The organism is Kitasatospora cinereorecta (assembly GCF_024172095.1).
Classification (GTDB): domain Bacteria; phylum Actinomycetota; class Actinomycetes; order Streptomycetales; family Streptomycetaceae; genus Kitasatospora; species Kitasatospora cinereorecta.
In genome coordinates this window covers 550,783-566,773 of the sequence record NZ_JAMZDX010000003.1, presented here as the reverse complement: position 1 = coordinate 566,773, position 15,991 = coordinate 550,783, and the positions used below count along the sequence as shown (strand labels likewise).

Genomic DNA, 15,991 nt, shown 5'->3' with positions numbered 1-15,991 from the left:
TCAGTCCAACTCCTGCTGGTACTTGGTCATGACGGCGGCGTAGTCCTCGTCGCGACTCTTGTACGCGTTGTTGACGGTCTGGGTGTTGTTCCCGAACTCGGTGATCAGCGAGTTCAGGTCCGCGATGGTACGGCTGAGCCAGCCCTGCATGCGCTCATGCGCCTGGTAGAGCGTGTTGGCATGGCTGAAGTTCACGCCGAAGTCAGACTCGGCGACCATCGTGCCGTAGGCGCTCTTCTCGGTCGTCTGAGCCATGTTCTGCTGGATCGCCTGCAGTCGTTTGACGACCGCCTCCAGCTCGTCTGTGTTGACGCGGTATCCGTCGGCCACGTGGCCCTCTCCTCCCCCTGGAGTGTCGAATGCTTCCCCGTGTGCGTGCTCAACCAACAGGCGACAAGGTTCAGTTAGTCAGAGCGTTCGATCGTATCGCTAACGCTGCCCTTACTCATACACCGTCAGCGCTGCGACTGGTTCCCACCGGGGTTGTACGGGTTGTTGCTCTGGTACGGGTTCTGCTGCGGGTAGCCGGGCGGCGGGGCCTGGTTCCCGTAGGGCTGCTGGGCCGGAGGCCAGTTCGGAGAGGCGCCGTAGGGGGGCTGCCCCTGCGGCGGAACCGGACCGGCGGGCCGGCGGCGGCGACCCTTGATCGCCAGCACGATGATGGCGATGATCACAATGGCGACCACAGCGCCAATGGCGGCGAAGAGACCGCCGAAGGTGAGGCTGGTGTCCGAGCTCGCGCCGTGGGTCACTCCCGGCAGCGACGGGAGCCCGTCCGTCGGCTGGGAGCCGCCGCCGGAGGTGGCGCCGGCCGTAGGCGACGAACCGCTCGCGGTTCCGGCCACCGCTGCGAGCGGCCCCTGCTCGGGACCGGCAGCGATGTTCTGGGTCAGCGCCTCGTACGGCCTCAGGATCCCGTAACCGTAGTGGGCGTCCGGCAGCTTCGCACCCTGCAGGGCAGCCGGGACCTTCGCCGACTTCACGAGACGGTTGGCCACCTGGCCTGCGGTCAGATTCGGGAACTTGGCCCGAACCAGGGCAGCGGCCGCAGACACGAAGGCGGTCGAGTCGGACGTGCCGTCGCCGATGCAGTACTGCCCACCAGAGCATGCACCCGTGCCGACGATCTTCACGCCGGGCGCGGCCAGCAGAACCTCGGGGCCGTAGTTCGACTTGGACCAGATCGCATCACTCTGGTCGGAGGCACCGACGGCAAGGACGCCGGGCTCATTGGCGGGACTTCCGACCTGCCCCAGCCCGCTGTTTCCTGTCGCCGCCACCACGAGCACGTCGTGCTTGGCCGCGTACGCGATGGCTTCGGTCAGGGCAGCATTCGACTTCGCAGCATCGGAGTTGCCCTGGGACAGGTTGATGACCTTGGCGTTGTGATCGACGGCCCACTTGATGTCCTGCGGAACGGCGTCCGAACCTGCAGCAGTGTTCTTGTAGATCGGGAGGATCTTCGCGCCGGGCGCGAGGCCCACGGCCCCCTCGTTGCTGCCGTGCCCGTGTGCGGCGATGATGCCGGCCATCTTCGTGCCGTGCGTCTCGGTGGGCTTCTGGTCGAGGCCCTTGCCGCTGGGGTCGTAGCCCGGCAGCACCTGACCCGACAGGTCGGGATGCGAGGCGTCCACACCGTCGTCGATCAGAGCAACGATGACCCCGTCGCCCTTGCTGACCGACCAGACCTTCGTCAGGTCGAAGTACGAGTTCACCCACTGCCCGTCACGGACCTGGTCCGCCGAGGACGCGGGCGCAGCCGTGAACAGCATCGCGCCCGCCAATGTCGTCGCGCCAAGTACGCGCGTGGCCTTGGTCAGCGTCATCAGTACCCCGTCAGTTGTGTGCCGCAGCCCGTTCGTTCTCGCAGTGCCCCCGGAACGAACGAAGGACCTTTCGATGGTATCTCCCGCAACCCTGTCATGCGCAGGGCCCCGGGTGATGCATCGACAGCAACGGGTCACGGTAGCCGATGACCCGTCAGGCGACCGCCGCGTCCTCCGGCTGGATCGGCAGGCGCCCGACCGGCAGGCCGGTCGCGGCGCGGACGGCGGCGGCGACGGCGGCCGGGGCGACGACGGCGGGGACGGCGCTGACGGCCTTGGCGCCGAAGGTGGCGACCACGTCGCGTTCCTCGACCAGGGAGGCGATCCGGATGTCGGGGGTGTCGAGGGCGGTGGGAAGGCGGTAGCCGGTGAGCGAGGGGTTGACCAGCAGGCCGCCCTCGGTCCGCAGGTCCTCCAGCAGGGCGAGTCCGACGCCCTGGGCGACGGCGGCCTCGATGCGGTCCTCGATCTGCCGGGGGTTGAGGGCGCGGCCGACGTCCTGGGCGACGGTGACGTCGACAACCCGGACGGCGCCGAGTTCGATGTCGACGTCGACGACGGCCCGCATCGCGCAGAAGGCGATGGAGACGAAGGCGTCGCCCTGGCCGTTCTCGTCGAGGGGTTCGGTGGGGTGGGGGCGGCACTGGGCGGTGGCCCAGAGTTCGCGGCCTTCGAGTGCCTCGCTGACCGGCATGCCGAGCACGCCGTCGTAGGAGGAGATCTTGCCGTCGGCGATGGTCAGGAGTTCCACGGACATGCCGAAGTCGGCGGCGATGGGCTGCAGCATCTGGTGGCGGACCATCAGGGCGGCCCGTTCGACGGCGCCGCCGGAGACCCAGGTGTGCCGGCCGCGCGCCGAGGGGCCGGCCTCGGACTGGTCGCTGTCGACGGGGGCGATGTAGACCTCGCTGACGCCGAGCACGGTCTGGACGATCTGGCGGGCGAGGGTGGCGAAGCCCTGGCCGGAGTCGACGGCGGCGCAGATGACGGTGGCGTGGTCGCCGCTGACCCGGACGGTGGCGGTGGAGACCTCGTCCTCGCCCTCGGCGCCGAGCATGTGGACCATGCCGACGGCGTAGCCGATGCCGCGGCGGACGGCGGCGGGGTCGCCGGCGCCGCCGGGCCCGCCGGGGAGCAGCCAGTCGGCTTCGGGGTCGTCCACCGGCAGGGCGGGCAGCGGGGATTCGGTCAGGGCGTCGAGCAGGGCGTCGACGGGGGCGGGGCAGGTGACGGCCTGGCCGGTGGGGAGCGGGTCGCCGGTGGCCATGGCGTTGCGGCGGCGGATCTCCATCGGGTCGACGCCGATCCGGGCGGCGAGCTGGTCCATCTGGGACTCGTGGGCGAAGCAGGCCTGGAGGGCGCCTTCGCCGCGCATCCGGCCGGACGGCGGGTTGTTGGTGCGCACGGCCCAGGCGTCGACGAAGACGTTGGGGCAGACGTACGGGCCGGCCGAGAAGGCGACGGCGGCGGCCAGGGCTTCGGCGGAGACGTCGGCGTAGGCGCCGCCGTCGAGCAGGATCTGCGCCTCGACCTTGACCAGCTTGCCCTCGGCGTCGGCGTGGTGGCGGTAGCGCAGCAGGGCGGGGTGGCGCGAGGTGTGGGCCTGGAAGGACTCCTCGCGGGTGAGGGTCATCTTGACCGGGCGGCCGGTGCGCAGGGCGAGCAGGGCGAGGGAGACCTGGAAGGAGAGGTCCTCGCGGTCGGAGGTGGCGCCGGGCACGCCGGTGACGACCAGGCGGACGCGGTCGGGTTCGAGGCCCAGGCAGGCGGCGGTGCGGTCGCGGTCGCCGTGCGGGTCGGTGGTGGAGAGGTGGAGTTCGACGCCGCCGTCGGGGCGCGGGACGGCGAGGCCGGCCTCGGCGCCGATCGGGGCGGGGTCCTGCCGGCCGACCTGGTAGAGGCCCTCGACGACGATCTCGCCGGTCGCCTCGGGGTCGCCGGTGCGCAGCGGGAGGTGGCGCAGGAGGTTGCCGTCGGGGTGGATCGGCGGGGCGTTGAAGGCGGCCTCGGGGTCGGTGACGGGCTCGAGGAGTTCGTACTCGACGACGATCGAGGCGGCGGCGAGGCGCGCGGTGTCGGGGTGGTCGGCGGCGACGGCGGCGATGGGTTCGCCGTGGTGGCGGACGACGTCGGCGGCGAGGACCGGGCGGTCGGCGACGATCGGTCCGGCGGGGGCGCCGTCCGGGGTGCCGTCGGGGCCGGGGGGCAGGTCGGCGGCGGTCACCACGGCGTGCACGCCGGGGACGGCGAGGGCGGCGGAGGTGTCGACGGAGACGATCCTGGCGTGCGGGTGGGGCGAGCGCAGCATGGCGCCCCAGAGCAGGCCTTCGGCCCAGAGGTCGGCGGCGTACGGGTAGATGCCGAGGGCCTTGGGCAGGGCGTCGGTGCGCAGCGGCGAGCTGCCGAGGCCGAAGGGCTCGCTCGGTTCCGCGGGGGCGGCCGCCGGGAGCTCGGTGGCGGAGGTCATGCTTTCTCGTCCTCGGGGAGCCGGATGCCGTGGGCGGGGGTGGTGTGCGCGGCGGTGTTGTAGTCGTACCCGGGGTGGACGGGTGCACCGGGCGTGCCGGGTACGGGGATGCCGTGGGCGGGGGTGGTGCCGTCGTACGGGGTCTCGTAGACGCTGCCGTGCGCGGTGCCGTGGGCCGGGGTGGGGATGTAGGGCGTGCCGTGGGCCGGGGTGCCGTCGTGCTGGTGGCCGTCGGGGGTGGTGCCGTGGGCCGGGGTGGTGTCGTAGCCGGTGGTCTCGTACACCGTGGGGTCGTAGCCGGCGTGCTGGTAGCCGGGCAGCGGGTAGCTGCCGGTGTCGTAGCCCGTGGTGTCGTAGCCGGCGGCGGCGAAGCTGCCGGTCTGGAACGTGCCGGTCTGGAAGGTGCCGGTGTCGTAGCTGCCGGTGTCGTAGCCGGTGGCCGGGCCGGGGACGACGGGGAAGGTGCCGGTCCGGTAGGCCTCGGGGTCGTAGGGCGTGCCGTGCGGCGGGGTGGTCTGGTACGGGTAGGCCTCGGCCGGGTGGGCGGCGGGCTCGTAGACGCCGGTCTGGTGGGTGGTGGGGATCTCGGCGGTGTCGGAGAGCCCCGCGAGGACCTCCTCGGGGACCACGCCGCCGGTGGCGGCGGCTGCCGGGACCTCGGCCTCGTGCCAGAGCTCGGCGTCGGCGTAGAGCGGGAGTTCGCCGGCCAGCGGGAGGTCGGCGGCGGACTGCTCGGTGGCGACGGCGGGTGCGGTGCGCGGGCCGTCGGCGCCGGTCGGCCCGTTGCCGGCGGTGTCGGTGTCCGCGGCGGCGGGCTGTCCGGCGGCGGCCTCGGCGGCGGCGAGTTCGGCCTCCAGCTCGGCCTCGCGGGCGTCGGCGACGCTCTGGACGGCGGCGAGCACGCCGCGGTAGCCGGTGCAGCGGCAGAGGTTGCCGCAGAGCGCCTGGCGGGCCTCGACCTCGCTGGGCCGGTGGTTGCGCTGCAGCAGGTCGTGCACGGCCATGGCCAGGCCCGGGGTGCAGTAGCCGCACTGGACGGCGCCGGAGTCGGCCAGCGCCTGCTGGACGTCGCTCGCGCCGCCGGGGCCGGCCAGGCCCTCGACGGTGGCGATCTCGCTGTCGGCGGCGAGCGCGGCGGGCACCAGGCAGCCGGCCACCAGCTGGCCGTCGACCTGCACCGAGCAGGCACCGCACTCGCCCTGGTCGCAGCCGTCCTTGGCGCCGGCCAGGCCGAGCCGCTCGCGCAGCACGTACAGCAGGCTCTCGCCGATCCACGCGTCGGTGACGGGCCGTTCGAACCCGTTGACGCGCAGGGTGTACGAGGCGGTGGGGCGCACGTCGCCGTCCACCGGCCCGTCGCCGCTCACGAGGCCGTCCCCGAGGTCGTCCGTCACTTCAGTGCCCTTCCCAGTGCCCGGCGGGCCAGCACCGATACGGTACGCCGCAGTCGGGCGGCTGCCGAGCCCGGCCCCTCGCCGGGGAGGCCGGTGTCGGGTACGCATGCTCCGGCCACGTACTCGCCGAAGGCGGCGAGCGCGGCGGGGTCGATCAGGGCGGCGCCCTCCTCGCCGCGGGCGTCCCAGTCGATGCAGCCGGCGACCCAGGCCTCGGCCTCCAGCGGGCGCAGCGGGACGGGGGCGGCGGCGCCCACCGCGCAGCGGACGGCGCGGCGGGCGGGGTCGAGCACGAGGGCGACGGAGGCGGTGGCGCGGGCCGGGCCGCTGCGGCCGCCGGCCTTGAGGAAGACCTGGGGCGCGTGCAGCAGCGGGACGCGCACCCAGGTCAGCAGCTCGCCGGGGCGCAGCGGGTCGAGGCCGGTGAGCAGGTGGCTGATCGGCACCTCGCGGACCGAGCCGGCCCGGGCGAGGGTGGCGGTGGCCTCCAGGGCGGCGAGCACCGGGAGGGTGTCACCGGTGGGGGCGGCGGTGGCGATGTTGCCGCCGAGCGTGCCGACGTTGCGGACCTGCGGGGGTCCGGCGGTGCGGGCGGCGTCGGCGAGCGCGGGGATGAGCGCGGCGAAGTCGGGGCGGTCCATCCGGGCGTGGGTGAGGCCGGCGCCGAGCACGGCGGTGCCGCCGTCCTCGTAGCGCCAGCCGCGCAGCTCGGTGATCCGGCCGAGGCCGATCAGCGCGGCGGGGCGCAGCCGCCCGGCGTTGACGGCTTCCATGAGGTCGGTGGCACCCGCCACCGGCACCGCGCCCGGGGTGGCGGCCAGTGCCTCGACGGCCTCGTCGACCGAGGTCGGCAGCATGATCGTCCGGTTCACCAGGATTCCACCGTGCTCCATCTGCAGTGCGGCCCCGCCCGTAGGGTACGGGCGATCGGTGCGGGTTGGGCAACTCTGGCACACAATGCTCGGTGATCACTTCCCGGGGCGCGGACAGTCGTGCACAAGTCAGGACAACTTCGGGCGCAAATGCGTCCAAGCCGTTGTACGCGTGATCGGCTGTTCATCCGATCACGACGTGGGGTCCGTATCCGGAGTTCCCCGGGTCACTCGGGACGGGCGTCGATCGGGCGGCCGAGCACGCCGGGACGGCGCTGCCAGGGGCGCGGTCCGGCCGGGTGGCGGTACTCGACGCCGAGGGCGTCCAGCCGGGCGTAGTGGGCGGCGGCCCGGCGCTCGAAGCCGGCCCAGTCCCGGGCGGCCGGGTCGCGCGGCAGGTCGGACCAGGCGACCTCGGCGAAGGCGGCGAGCCGGGGGAAGGCGCGGTAGTCGACGTCCCGGGCGTCGTCCATGAACTCGGTCCACAGGTTGGCCTGGACACCGATGACGTGGGCGGCGGCGGCCCCGCCGTCGTCGAGCGCGGTCAGCTCGGGCGGGAGCGGCTCGAAGCGGTAGACGTCCTCCAGGGTGCGCACGTAACCGACCGGGATCGGCTCGTCCTCCCCCGCCGCCTGCCGGTGGTCGAGGTAGACGTGCTGCTCGGGGCACATCACCACGTCGTGCCCGGCCTTCGCGGCGGCCACCCCGCCCGCGTAGCCGCGCCAGGAGGAGACCGCAGCCCGTGACCGCGGCCTCACCTCCGGCTGCTCCCGGTCCGGCGCCGACGTTCCTCGCTCCGGCGCTCCCTCGTTCCTCGGTCGCTTGTCACTCGTCTCTCTCGGCACCGGCGCAGCCTTCGGCTCGGCCGCAATGGCCAACCCACCCTCGAGGATCTCGTCCCAGCCGATCAGGCGGCGGCCGCGCTCGGCCAGCCAGCGGTCGAAGTGGCGGATGAACCAGCTCTGCAGCTCGTCCTCGTCGGCGAGGCCGAGCTCCTTGATCCGGGCCTGGGCGGCGGGGCTGGCCTTCCACTGGTCCTTGGGGCACTCGTCGCCGCCGAGGTGGACGAAGGTGGACGGGAAGATCTCCAGGACCTCCTCCAGCACCTCCTCGACGAAGCACAGGGTGGCGTCGGAGACGTTCAGCACGTTGGGGTTGACGCCCCAGTCGGTCCAGACGCCGAGGGCGGCGGTGTCCACCACATCGGTGTTGCCGAGCTCGGGGTAGGCGGCGATGGCGGCCTGGGCGTGGCCGGGCAGGTCGATCTCGGGGACGACGGCGATCTGCCGCTCGGCGGCGTACGCGACGATCTCGCGCAGGTCGTCCTGGGTGTAGTAGCCGCCGTGCGGGCGGTCGTCGCGGCGGTCGGCGGCGCGGAAGCCGACCATCGAGCGCTCCCGCCAGGCGCCGACCTCGGTGAGCCGCGGGTGGCGCCGGATCTCGATCCGCCAGCCCTGGTCGTCGGTGAGGTGCAGGTGGAGCACGTTGAGCTTGTGGGCGGCGAGCTGGTCGAGGAAGCGCAGCACGTCCGCCTTGGGCAGGAAGTGCCGGGAGACGTCCAGCAGGGCGCCGCGCCAGCCGAAGCGCGGGGCGTCCTCGATCCGCACGGCGGGGACCTCCCAGCGGGTGCCCGGCAGCGGTGCGCGGCGCAGGGCCGCGGGGCCGAGCAACTGCCGCAGGGTCTGCAGGGCGTGGCCGAGGCCCGCCTCCGCGCCGCCGGTCAGCCGGATCCCGTCCGGTCCGGACTCCAGCCGGTACGCCTCCGCGCCGAGCGCGGGGTCGAGGGCCAGTTCGATCCGGCCGTCGGACGCCGGGTCGAGGTCGAAGCCGGTGGCCGCGCCCAGCTCGGCGCGCAGCCGGCGGGCGGCCCGCCCGGTGCCGGGACCGACCCGGACGCCGGTGTCGGGTCCGAGGGTGAACGCCGGCTCGGGCAGGGCCCGGAAACGCCGCGGGGCAGGGATGAGGTCCATGCGGACCATCCTGCCCCGCCGTCCCGGATTGGCATAGACCACTGCACGAGTGGCCCGCCGGACCGGGTCAGCTCTTGTCGTCGCCGCCCTCGGGGGTGTTGAGACCCTCGTAGATCTCCTTGCACATCGGGCAGACCGGGTACTTCTTGGGGTCGCGCCCGGGCACCCAGACCTTGCCGCACAGGGCCACCACGGGAGAGCCCGACAGGGCGCTCTCCATGATCTTGTCCTTCTGGACGTAGTGCGCAAAGCGCTCGTGGTCGCCGTCGCCGTGCGAGGTCTGCGGGACGGGCTCGACCAGGGTGCCGGTGCCGAGGCCGCGCTCGGGCTCAAGAGTGCTCATGGGTGCCAAGTCTATGGGGACCGCCGAGAAGGCGGCCAGTAAGCGCACAACGGGTGAGTTTCAGTTCATCGTCGGGTCGTCCGGGTACGTGGCGAGCATCGCCAGCGGGCCGCGCTGGCGGCGCAGCACCGTCCGCCACAGCCGCTCCGGGTCCGGGCTGAAGACGTCCCCGGGCTCGCAGTCGAGCAGGTACCAGGCGCCTTCCTCCAGCTCGTTCTCCAGCTGGCCGGGCGACCAGCCCGAGTACCCGGCGAACACCCGCAGCCCGCCGAGCTCGCCGGCCAGCACCTCCGGCGGGGCCTCCAGGTCGACCAGGCCGATCGCGCCGTGCACCCGTCGCCAGCCGAGCGGTTCGGCGTGACCCTCCTCACCCGGGACGAGCGCGATCGCCAGCGCCGAGTCGAGTGCCACCGGGCCGCCCTGGAAGACCACCGAGGGCCGGCCGGCCAGGTCCGCCCAGCCGTCGAGCACGCTCGCGATGTCGACCGGCGTCGGACGGTTCAGCACCACGCCGAGCGCGCCCTGCGCGTCGTGGTCCAGCAGCAGAACCACAGCTCGGGCGAAGTTCGGGTCGGTCAGCACGGGCGTAGCGACGAGCAGTCGGCCGGTGTGCGAGAGGGCCGGGGTCATGCATGCAATGATCCCCCAGTCCGTCCCCGAACGGGCGCCCAACACGAAACCCGGTCCGGCCACCCGTACGGCCCATTCATCCGGCGCTCCGGGCCCCCGGGGAAGCATGATCACCAATAGGGCACACGGGAACCAATCGCCCACCCTCTACCATCTATGGATGGTGGAGGGCCTTTCCCTCTGCTCCGCAGCCGAAAACCTCCCCTGCGCTCCCGGATTGCGAGAACGATGACCGACGACGTCCTGCTGGTCCACGGCGGAAACCCGCTCGAAGGCGAGATCCAGATCCGCGGTGCCAAGAACCTGGTCCCCAAGGCCATGGTCGCCGCACTGCTGGGCCAGGGCCCGAGCCGCCTGCGCAACGTCCCGGACATCCGGGACGTCAAGGTCGTCCGCGGCCTGCTGCAGCTGCACGGCGTGACCGTGCGCACCGGCGACGAGGACGGCGAGCTGATCCTCGACCCGTCGCACGTGGAGAGCGCCAACGTCGCCGACATCGACGCCCACGCCGGCTCCTCGCGGATCCCGATCCTGTTCTGCGGCCCGCTGCTGCACCGCCTCGGCCACGCCTTCATCCCGGGCCTGGGCGGCTGCGACATCGGCGGCCGCCCGGTCGACTTCCACTTCGAGGTGCTGCGCCAGTTCGGCGCCACCATCGAGAAGCACCCGCAGGGCACCTACCTGGTCGCCCCGCAGCGGCTGCGCGGCACGAAGATCGAGCTGCCCTACCCCTCGGTCGGCGCGACCGAGCAGGTGCTGCTCACCGCGGTGCTCGCCGAGGGCGTGACCGAGCTGCGCAACGCGGCCGTCGAGCCGGAGATCGTCGACCTGATCTGCGTGCTGCAGAAGATGGGCGCGATCATCACCATGGGCACCGACCGCACCATCCTGATCACCGGTGTGGACGAGCTGGGCGGCTACAACCACAAGGCGCTGCCGGACCGCCTGGAGGCGGCCTCCTGGGCGTGCGCGGCGCTGGCCACCAAGGGCGACATCTACGTCCGCGGCGCCGACCAGATCCCGATGATGACCTTCCTGAACACCTTCCGGAAGGTCGGCGGCGCCTTCGAGATCGACGACGAGGGCATCCGGTTCTGGCACCCGGGCGGCGAGCTCAAGGCGATCGCCCTGGAGACCGACGTGCACCCCGGCTTCCAGACCGACTGGCAGCAGCCGCTGGTCGTCGCGCTGACCCAGGCCACCGGCCTGTCCATCGTCCACGAGACGGTGTACGAGTCGCGGCTCGGCTTCACCGGCGCGCTGAACCAGATGGGCGCGCACATCCAGCTGTACCGCGAGTGCCTGGGCGGCACCCCCTGCCGCTTCGGCGCCCGCAACTTCAAGCACTCCGCGGTGGTCTCCGGCCCGTCCAAGCTGATCGGCTCCGAGCTGGTCATCCCGGACCTGCGCGGCGGCTTCTCGTACCTGATCGCGGCGCTGGCGGCCGAGGGCACCTCGACCGTGCACGGCATCGACCTGATCAACCGCGGCTACGAGAACTTCATGGCGAAGCTGCGCGACCTGGGCGCCCACGTCGAGCTGCCCGCCGAGGCGCTCGTCACCGCCTGAGCGGCCTGCTGACGGCAGTGGCCGGTCTCCCCGAGGGGAGACCGGCCACTGTCGCGTTCGGGCCCGCCCGTCGGCTGACGGGCGGGCCCGGGGGCGTCACTTGCCCTTGGCGGCTTCCTTGAGCTTCGAGCCGGCGCTGACCTTGACGCTGTAGCCGGCGGCGATCTGGATCGGCTCGCCGGTCTGCGGGTTGCGGGCGGTGCGGGCGGCACGCAGGGTGCGCTCGAAGGTCAGGAAACCGGGGATGGTGACCTTCTCGTCGCCCTTGGCGACGACCTCGCCGGTGATCTCGGCGAAGGCGGCCAGCACCGCGTCGGCGTCCTTGCGGGTCACCTCGGCGCGCTCGGCCAGAGCGGCCACCAGCTCACTGCGGTTCATGTGTACTCCTGTGGTCTGTTGCTATGCCGCGCACGGGGACCCGGGCCGGGCCCGTCCGTACGCGTTGCTCATTCAGGCGAGGGGTGGTCAGGGGCCGGCCTCGCACCGCGAAGCGCCGCAAACTGCCCGCCTGGGTACGAATCCTGCCCCGACCGGCACTGAGAAAGCCAATCGGGCTCCGGCGTGGTTGACCCGAACAGCGCCCGCCCGCCGGAACTGTGACGCTCCGTCGGCTCCGGAGGGACCGGAACGGGCGGCTGTCGAGCCGACACGCCGCATGCGTGGTGGGACGTACCGTACTTGTCGGACACGCCGCCCCGTCGCAGGGCTACCGTACGCCCTGGCACCGACAAGCCCAAACACGCCCCTAGCCCTTGTGTCGCAAGGGCTAGGACGGTTTACTCGGCGGTTTGGTTCACGCGGGGTCCGACCTACAGCTGAACGGCGGGGAACGAGGCGGTGTCCAGGGTGCCCACGATGCCCGCAGTGGGCTTCGCCGGGGGCGCCTCCAGGTCGCCGCGCGCGGCCAGCGCCGCGTCCCGCACGGCCGCCGCGACGGTCTTGGCGACGTCGGGGTGGAACACGCTGGGGATGATGTAGTTCGGGTTCAGCTGGTCGGCACCGACCGTGGTGGACAGGGCCCGCGCGGCGGCCAGCATCATGTCGGTGTTGACCGTGTGGCTCTGGGCGTCCAGCAGGCCGCGGAAGACGCCGGGGAAGACCAGCACGTTGTTGATCTGGTTCGGGAAGTCGCTGCGGCCGGTGGCCACCACGGCGGCGGTCTGGCGGGCGATCGCCGGGTCGACCTCCGGGTCCGGGTTGGCCAGCGCGAACACGATCGCGTCGTCGGCCATGGTGGCCAGGTCGTCGCCGTCCAGCACGTTCGGGGCGGAGACGCCGATGAAGACGTCGGCGCCGGCCACCGCCTCCTTGAGGCTGCCGGTGCGGCCCGAGCGGTTGGTGTTCTCGGCGATCCAGCGCAGGCTGTCGTTGAGGTCGTCGCGGCCCAGGTGGACCACGCCGCGCACGTCCGCCACGGTGGCGTGCTCCACGCCGGCGGCCATCAGCAGCTTGAGGATCGCGGTGCCGGCCGCGCCCGCGCCGGACATCACCACGCGGATGTCGGAGATCTCCTTGCCGACCACCTTCAGCGCGTTCATCAGCGCCGCCAGCACCACGATCGCGGTGCCGTGCTGGTCGTCGTGGAAGACCGGGATGTCCAGCGCCTCGCGCAGCCGGGCCTCGATCTCGAAGCAGCGCGGCGCGGAGATGTCCTCCAGGTTGATGCCGGCGAAGCCGGGGGCGATCGCCTTGACGATGGCGACGATCTCGTCGGCGTCCTGGGTGTCCAGGCAGATCGGCCAGGCGTCGATCCCGGCGAAGCGCTTGAACAGGGCCGCCTTGCCCTCCATCACCGGCAGCGCGGCCTTGGGGCCGATGTTGCCCAGGCCCAGCACCGCGGAGCCGTCGGTGACCACGGCGACGCTGTTGCGCTTGATGGTCAGGCGGCGGGCGTCCTCGGGGTTCTCGGCGATGGCCAGGCAGACCCGGGCGACACCCGGGGTGTAGATCATCGAGAGGTCGTCACGGTTGCGGATCGGCAGCTTCGAGGACATCTCGATCTTGCCGCCGAGGTGCATCAGGAAGGTACGGTCCGAGACCTTGCCGATGCTCACGCCGTCGATCGCGCGGAGCTTCTCGACGATCTCCTGGCCGTGCGCGACCGAGGCGGCGGCGACGGTCACGTCGATCCGCAGCGCCTCCAGGCCGGAGGCGGTGACGTCGAGGCCGGTGACCGACCCGCCGGAGGACTCGACGGCCGTGGTGATCGAGCTCACGGCGTTGCCGGTGGCCGGGACCTCCAGGCGGACCGTGATCGAGTTGGAGACACTGGGCACCGTCGCCATCGACGTCCTTCTTCCTCATTCAACAGTTTGTTGAAGCTCTTCGCTGCCGCATGCTAGACCTCGATCGTCGCACCTACCAAGGAGTAGGCAGAAATAACGTTCATTGAGTGTGCGGACCCGACAAGCCTTCTTGCCCTCCCGAGGCGATGCGTTACATTGGACAAGGCACCGGCTCGATCCAAGCCCCCGGGCCCAACCTTCGTCCCTACGAGGGACCACTTGCCGCGAGGCGAGCATGGCGGGTCGGTGTCATAAGCGTGTGAAGGCCCCTCACCTGGTGGTGAGGGGCCTTCGTCGTGTCCGCCGGGCTCCCGGCCTCAGTGCAGCAGCGCGGGCACCCCGCCGGCGTCCGGCAGGTCGTCCGGGCCGGAGAGCACGGTGAGCCGCTGGGTGGCCCGGGTCAGCGCCACGTACAGCACCCGCAGGCCCGCCTCGGACTCGCCGGCGATGCCGGTCGGGTCGGCCACCACGGTGGCGTCGTACTCCAGACCCTTGGCCTCCAGGCTGCCCAGGGCCACCACGCGCTCGCCCAGGCCCTCGGTCCAGCCGGCCGCCTCGGCCCGGCGGTCCATCGGGACCACCACGGCCACGGTGCCGTCCACCTCGCCCAGCAGCCGCTCCAGCTCGGCCCGGGCGGCCGCGCCGAAGGCCGCCGGCTCCGGCTCGCGGACGGCCGCGAAGCGCGGCTCCACGCCCACGTGGCGCACCGCGCTCGGCGACGGGGTGCCCGGCGCCGCCAGCGCCAGCACCTTGGCCGCCACCTCGGCGATCTCGGCCGGGTTGCGGTAGTTCACGGTCAGCGTGTGGCGGCGGCGCGGCTTGCCGGACAGCACCTCGTCCATCGCCGCCTGCGCCTCCTCCGGGAACGGCCAGGAGGACTGCGCCGGGTCACCGACGATGGTCCAGGTCGCCATCCGGGCCCGGCGGCCGATCATCCGCCACTGCATCGGCGTGAGGTCCTGCGCCTCGTCCACGATGACGTGCGCGTACTCGCGCCGCTCCACCGGCTCGCGCTCGCGCTGGCGGGCCATCCGGTCCGCGTACGTGGTGACCTCGTCCAGGCCGGACAGCAGGTCGACCGCGTCCACCTCGCGCACCTTGGGCCGGGCCGGCTCGCCGAGCAGCAGCTGCAGCTCGTCCACCAGCGCCACGTCGTGCGCCGACAGCTCGCCCTCGCCGCGCTCGGACAGGTGGCGCCAGGACCCGGCCAGCAGCCGGGCCTCGTCCGGGGTGACCGCCCGGCGGGCGATCCGGTTGGTGTGCCGGGTCTGCTTCAGCGAGGCCAGCACCCGGCGCGGGGTGAGCGCGGGCCACCAGGCGTCCAGGAAGTCCAGGAAGGGCGCCTCGTCACCGACGTAGTCGTCGAAGGACTCCCGCTCGTCCTGGCGCTGCTCCCGCTCCGCGTGCGTCTGCGGCTTGGGCAGGTGCCGGACGGCCTCCTGCCAGAGCGCGTCCAGCAGCAGCCGGCGGGCGCGCGGGCGGAGCAGGTTGAGCGGGGTGCCGCCGCTGCCCACCACGTTGCCCCGGACGGCCTTCAGCCGGCCCGCGTCCAGCCGCAGCGCCTGGCCGCGGGCGAAGACCTTGAGCTCGGTCGGCGCGCCGATCTCCAGGGCGGCCCGGGCGGCCCGGCGCAGCAGTTGCACCATCCGCCCCGAGCCCTTGACCCGGGCGGTCTCGGGGGTGTCGTAGCGGCCCGCCTCGATGCCGTCGACCAGCGAGCCGACGGCGCGGATCGCCACCTGGCCCTCCTCGCCGAGCGAGGGCAGCACGCCCTCGGTGTACGAGACCAGCAGCGGGGTGGGGCTGACCACCAGGATGCCGCCCGCGTAGCGGCGGCGGTCCTGGTAGAGCAGGAAGGCGGCCCGGTGCAGGGCGACCGCGGTCTTGCCGGTGCCGGGGCCGCCGGTGACCAGGGTGGCGCCGGCCGCGGCGGCCCGGATGACCTCGTCCTGCTCCTTCTGGATCGAGGAGACGATGTCGCGCATCGAGTGGCTGCGGGCGCGGCCGAGCGAGGCCATCAGCGCGCCGTCGCCGATCACGGCCAGCTCGGTGCCGTCCAGCGTGGGGCTGAGGTCGGGGCGCAGCAGGTCGTCCTCGACGCCGATCACCCGGCGGCCCTTGGAGCGGATCACCCGGCGACGGATCACCCGGCCGGGCTCCAGCGGGGTGGCCCGGTAGAAGGGCGCGGCGGCCGGGGCCCGCCAGTCGATCACCAGCGGGCCGTACTCGGCGTCCAGCACGCCCAGGCGGCCGATGTGCAGGGTCTCCGCGACGGCCGGGTCGCTCGGGTCGAGCGGGGTCTGCGAGGGGATGCCGTGCTCCTCCGGGGCGTCCGCCTGCTGGAGGTCGATCCGGCCGAACAGGAAGTCCTCGAACTCGTTGTTGAGCCGCTGCAGGTGCGCGCCGGCCCGGTACACCTGGGCGTCGCGCTCGGCCAGCGCGCCGGGCGTACCGACCTGCACGCGCTTGGCGGCGTCCTCCAGGATGTACTCGGCCTCGGCGAGCTTCTCCTCCAGCCGCCGGTAGACGGTGTCGAGGTGGCGCTGTTCCTCCGCGATCTCGCGGTCGCGGACGGTGTCGGTGCTGTGCGCTCCCAAGAAGACCCCAGTGGTGCGGTGAAACGAAAACGGCGGAC

Annotated in this window: 11 protein-coding genes and 1 pseudogene; 1 reads left to right on the top strand and 11 read right to left on the bottom strand. The window is 72.8% G+C overall.

The window, feature by feature from the left end:
• From FHR36_RS16105 to FHR36_RS16070, 8 genes and pseudogenes are all read right to left on the bottom strand, one after another.
• Nucleotides 1-330 (bottom strand): hypothetical protein, encoded by a 330-nt coding sequence (locus FHR36_RS16105; protein WP_253797910.1) that lies wholly within the window; start codon nt 328-330, stop codon nt 1-3.
• A gap of 125 nt (nt 331-455) precedes the next feature.
• Complete coding sequence (locus FHR36_RS16100) at nt 456-1,826, bottom strand: S8 family serine peptidase (RefSeq protein ID WP_253797909.1); 1,371 nt, start codon at nt 1,824-1,826, stop codon at nt 456-458.
• 154 nt (nt 1,827-1,980) lie between these two features.
• A complete protein-coding gene (locus FHR36_RS16095; RefSeq protein ID WP_253797908.1) occupies nt 1,981-4,293 on the bottom strand; it encodes a xanthine dehydrogenase family protein molybdopterin-binding subunit in 2,313 nt (770 codons plus the stop codon).
• An 838-nt stretch (nt 4,294-5,131) separates the two neighbouring features.
• Nucleotides 5,132-5,627: pseudogene (locus tag FHR36_RS16090) on the bottom strand ((2Fe-2S)-binding protein); the annotation flags it as partial.
• A 56-nt stretch (nt 5,628-5,683) separates the two neighbouring features.
• Nucleotides 5,684-6,580: an FAD binding domain-containing protein gene (locus tag FHR36_RS16085; RefSeq protein ID WP_253797907.1), complete on the bottom strand. Its 897-nt coding sequence runs from the start codon at nt 6,578-6,580 to the stop codon at nt 5,684-5,686.
• Nucleotides 6,581-6,786: 206 nt separating this feature from the next.
• Nucleotides 6,787-8,529 carry a beta-N-acetylhexosaminidase gene (locus tag FHR36_RS16080; RefSeq protein ID WP_253797906.1) on the bottom strand — a complete coding sequence of 581 codons (1,743 nt, stop codon included), beginning with the start codon at nt 8,527-8,529 and terminating at the stop codon, nt 6,787-6,789.
• Between the two features lie 67 nt (nt 8,530-8,596).
• Nucleotides 8,597-8,872 carry a DUF3039 domain-containing protein gene (locus FHR36_RS16075; protein ID WP_253797905.1) on the bottom strand — a complete coding sequence of 92 codons (276 nt, stop codon included), beginning with the start codon at nt 8,870-8,872 and terminating at the stop codon, nt 8,597-8,599.
• Between the two features lie 60 nt (nt 8,873-8,932).
• Entirely contained in the window at nt 8,933-9,502 is a 570-nt protein-coding gene (locus FHR36_RS16070; protein ID WP_253797904.1) for a YqgE/AlgH family protein, read from the bottom strand.
• A 228-nt stretch (nt 9,503-9,730) separates the two neighbouring features.
• On the opposite strand from FHR36_RS16070, the gene murA reads away from it, so the two are divergent.
• The gene (gene murA / locus FHR36_RS16065; protein ID WP_253797903.1) at nt 9,731-11,071 is read left to right on the top strand and encodes a UDP-N-acetylglucosamine 1-carboxyvinyltransferase; all 1,341 of its coding nucleotides are present in this window, start codon (nt 9,731-9,733) and stop codon (nt 11,069-11,071) included.
• Nucleotides 11,072-11,167: 96 nt separating this feature from the next.
• Here the strand turns inward: murA and FHR36_RS16060 are convergent, their stop codons facing one another.
• The 3 genes from FHR36_RS16060 to FHR36_RS16050 all read right to left on the bottom strand — a co-directional run bounded on the left by FHR36_RS16060 (nt 11,168) and on the right by FHR36_RS16050 (nt 15,953).
• Complete coding sequence (locus tag FHR36_RS16060; protein WP_253797902.1) at nt 11,168-11,449, bottom strand: HU family DNA-binding protein; 282 nt, start codon at nt 11,447-11,449, stop codon at nt 11,168-11,170.
• A 431-nt stretch (nt 11,450-11,880) separates the two neighbouring features.
• Nucleotides 11,881-13,356, bottom strand: a complete 1,476-nt coding sequence (locus FHR36_RS16055) for an NAD-dependent malic enzyme (RefSeq protein WP_253797901.1) — start codon at nt 13,354-13,356, stop codon at nt 11,881-11,883.
• A 317-nt stretch (nt 13,357-13,673) separates the two neighbouring features.
• Nucleotides 13,674-15,953, bottom strand: a complete 2,280-nt coding sequence (locus FHR36_RS16050) for a HelD family protein (RefSeq protein WP_253797900.1) — start codon at nt 15,951-15,953, stop codon at nt 13,674-13,676.
• Nucleotides 15,954-15,991: the final 38 nt, after the last annotated feature.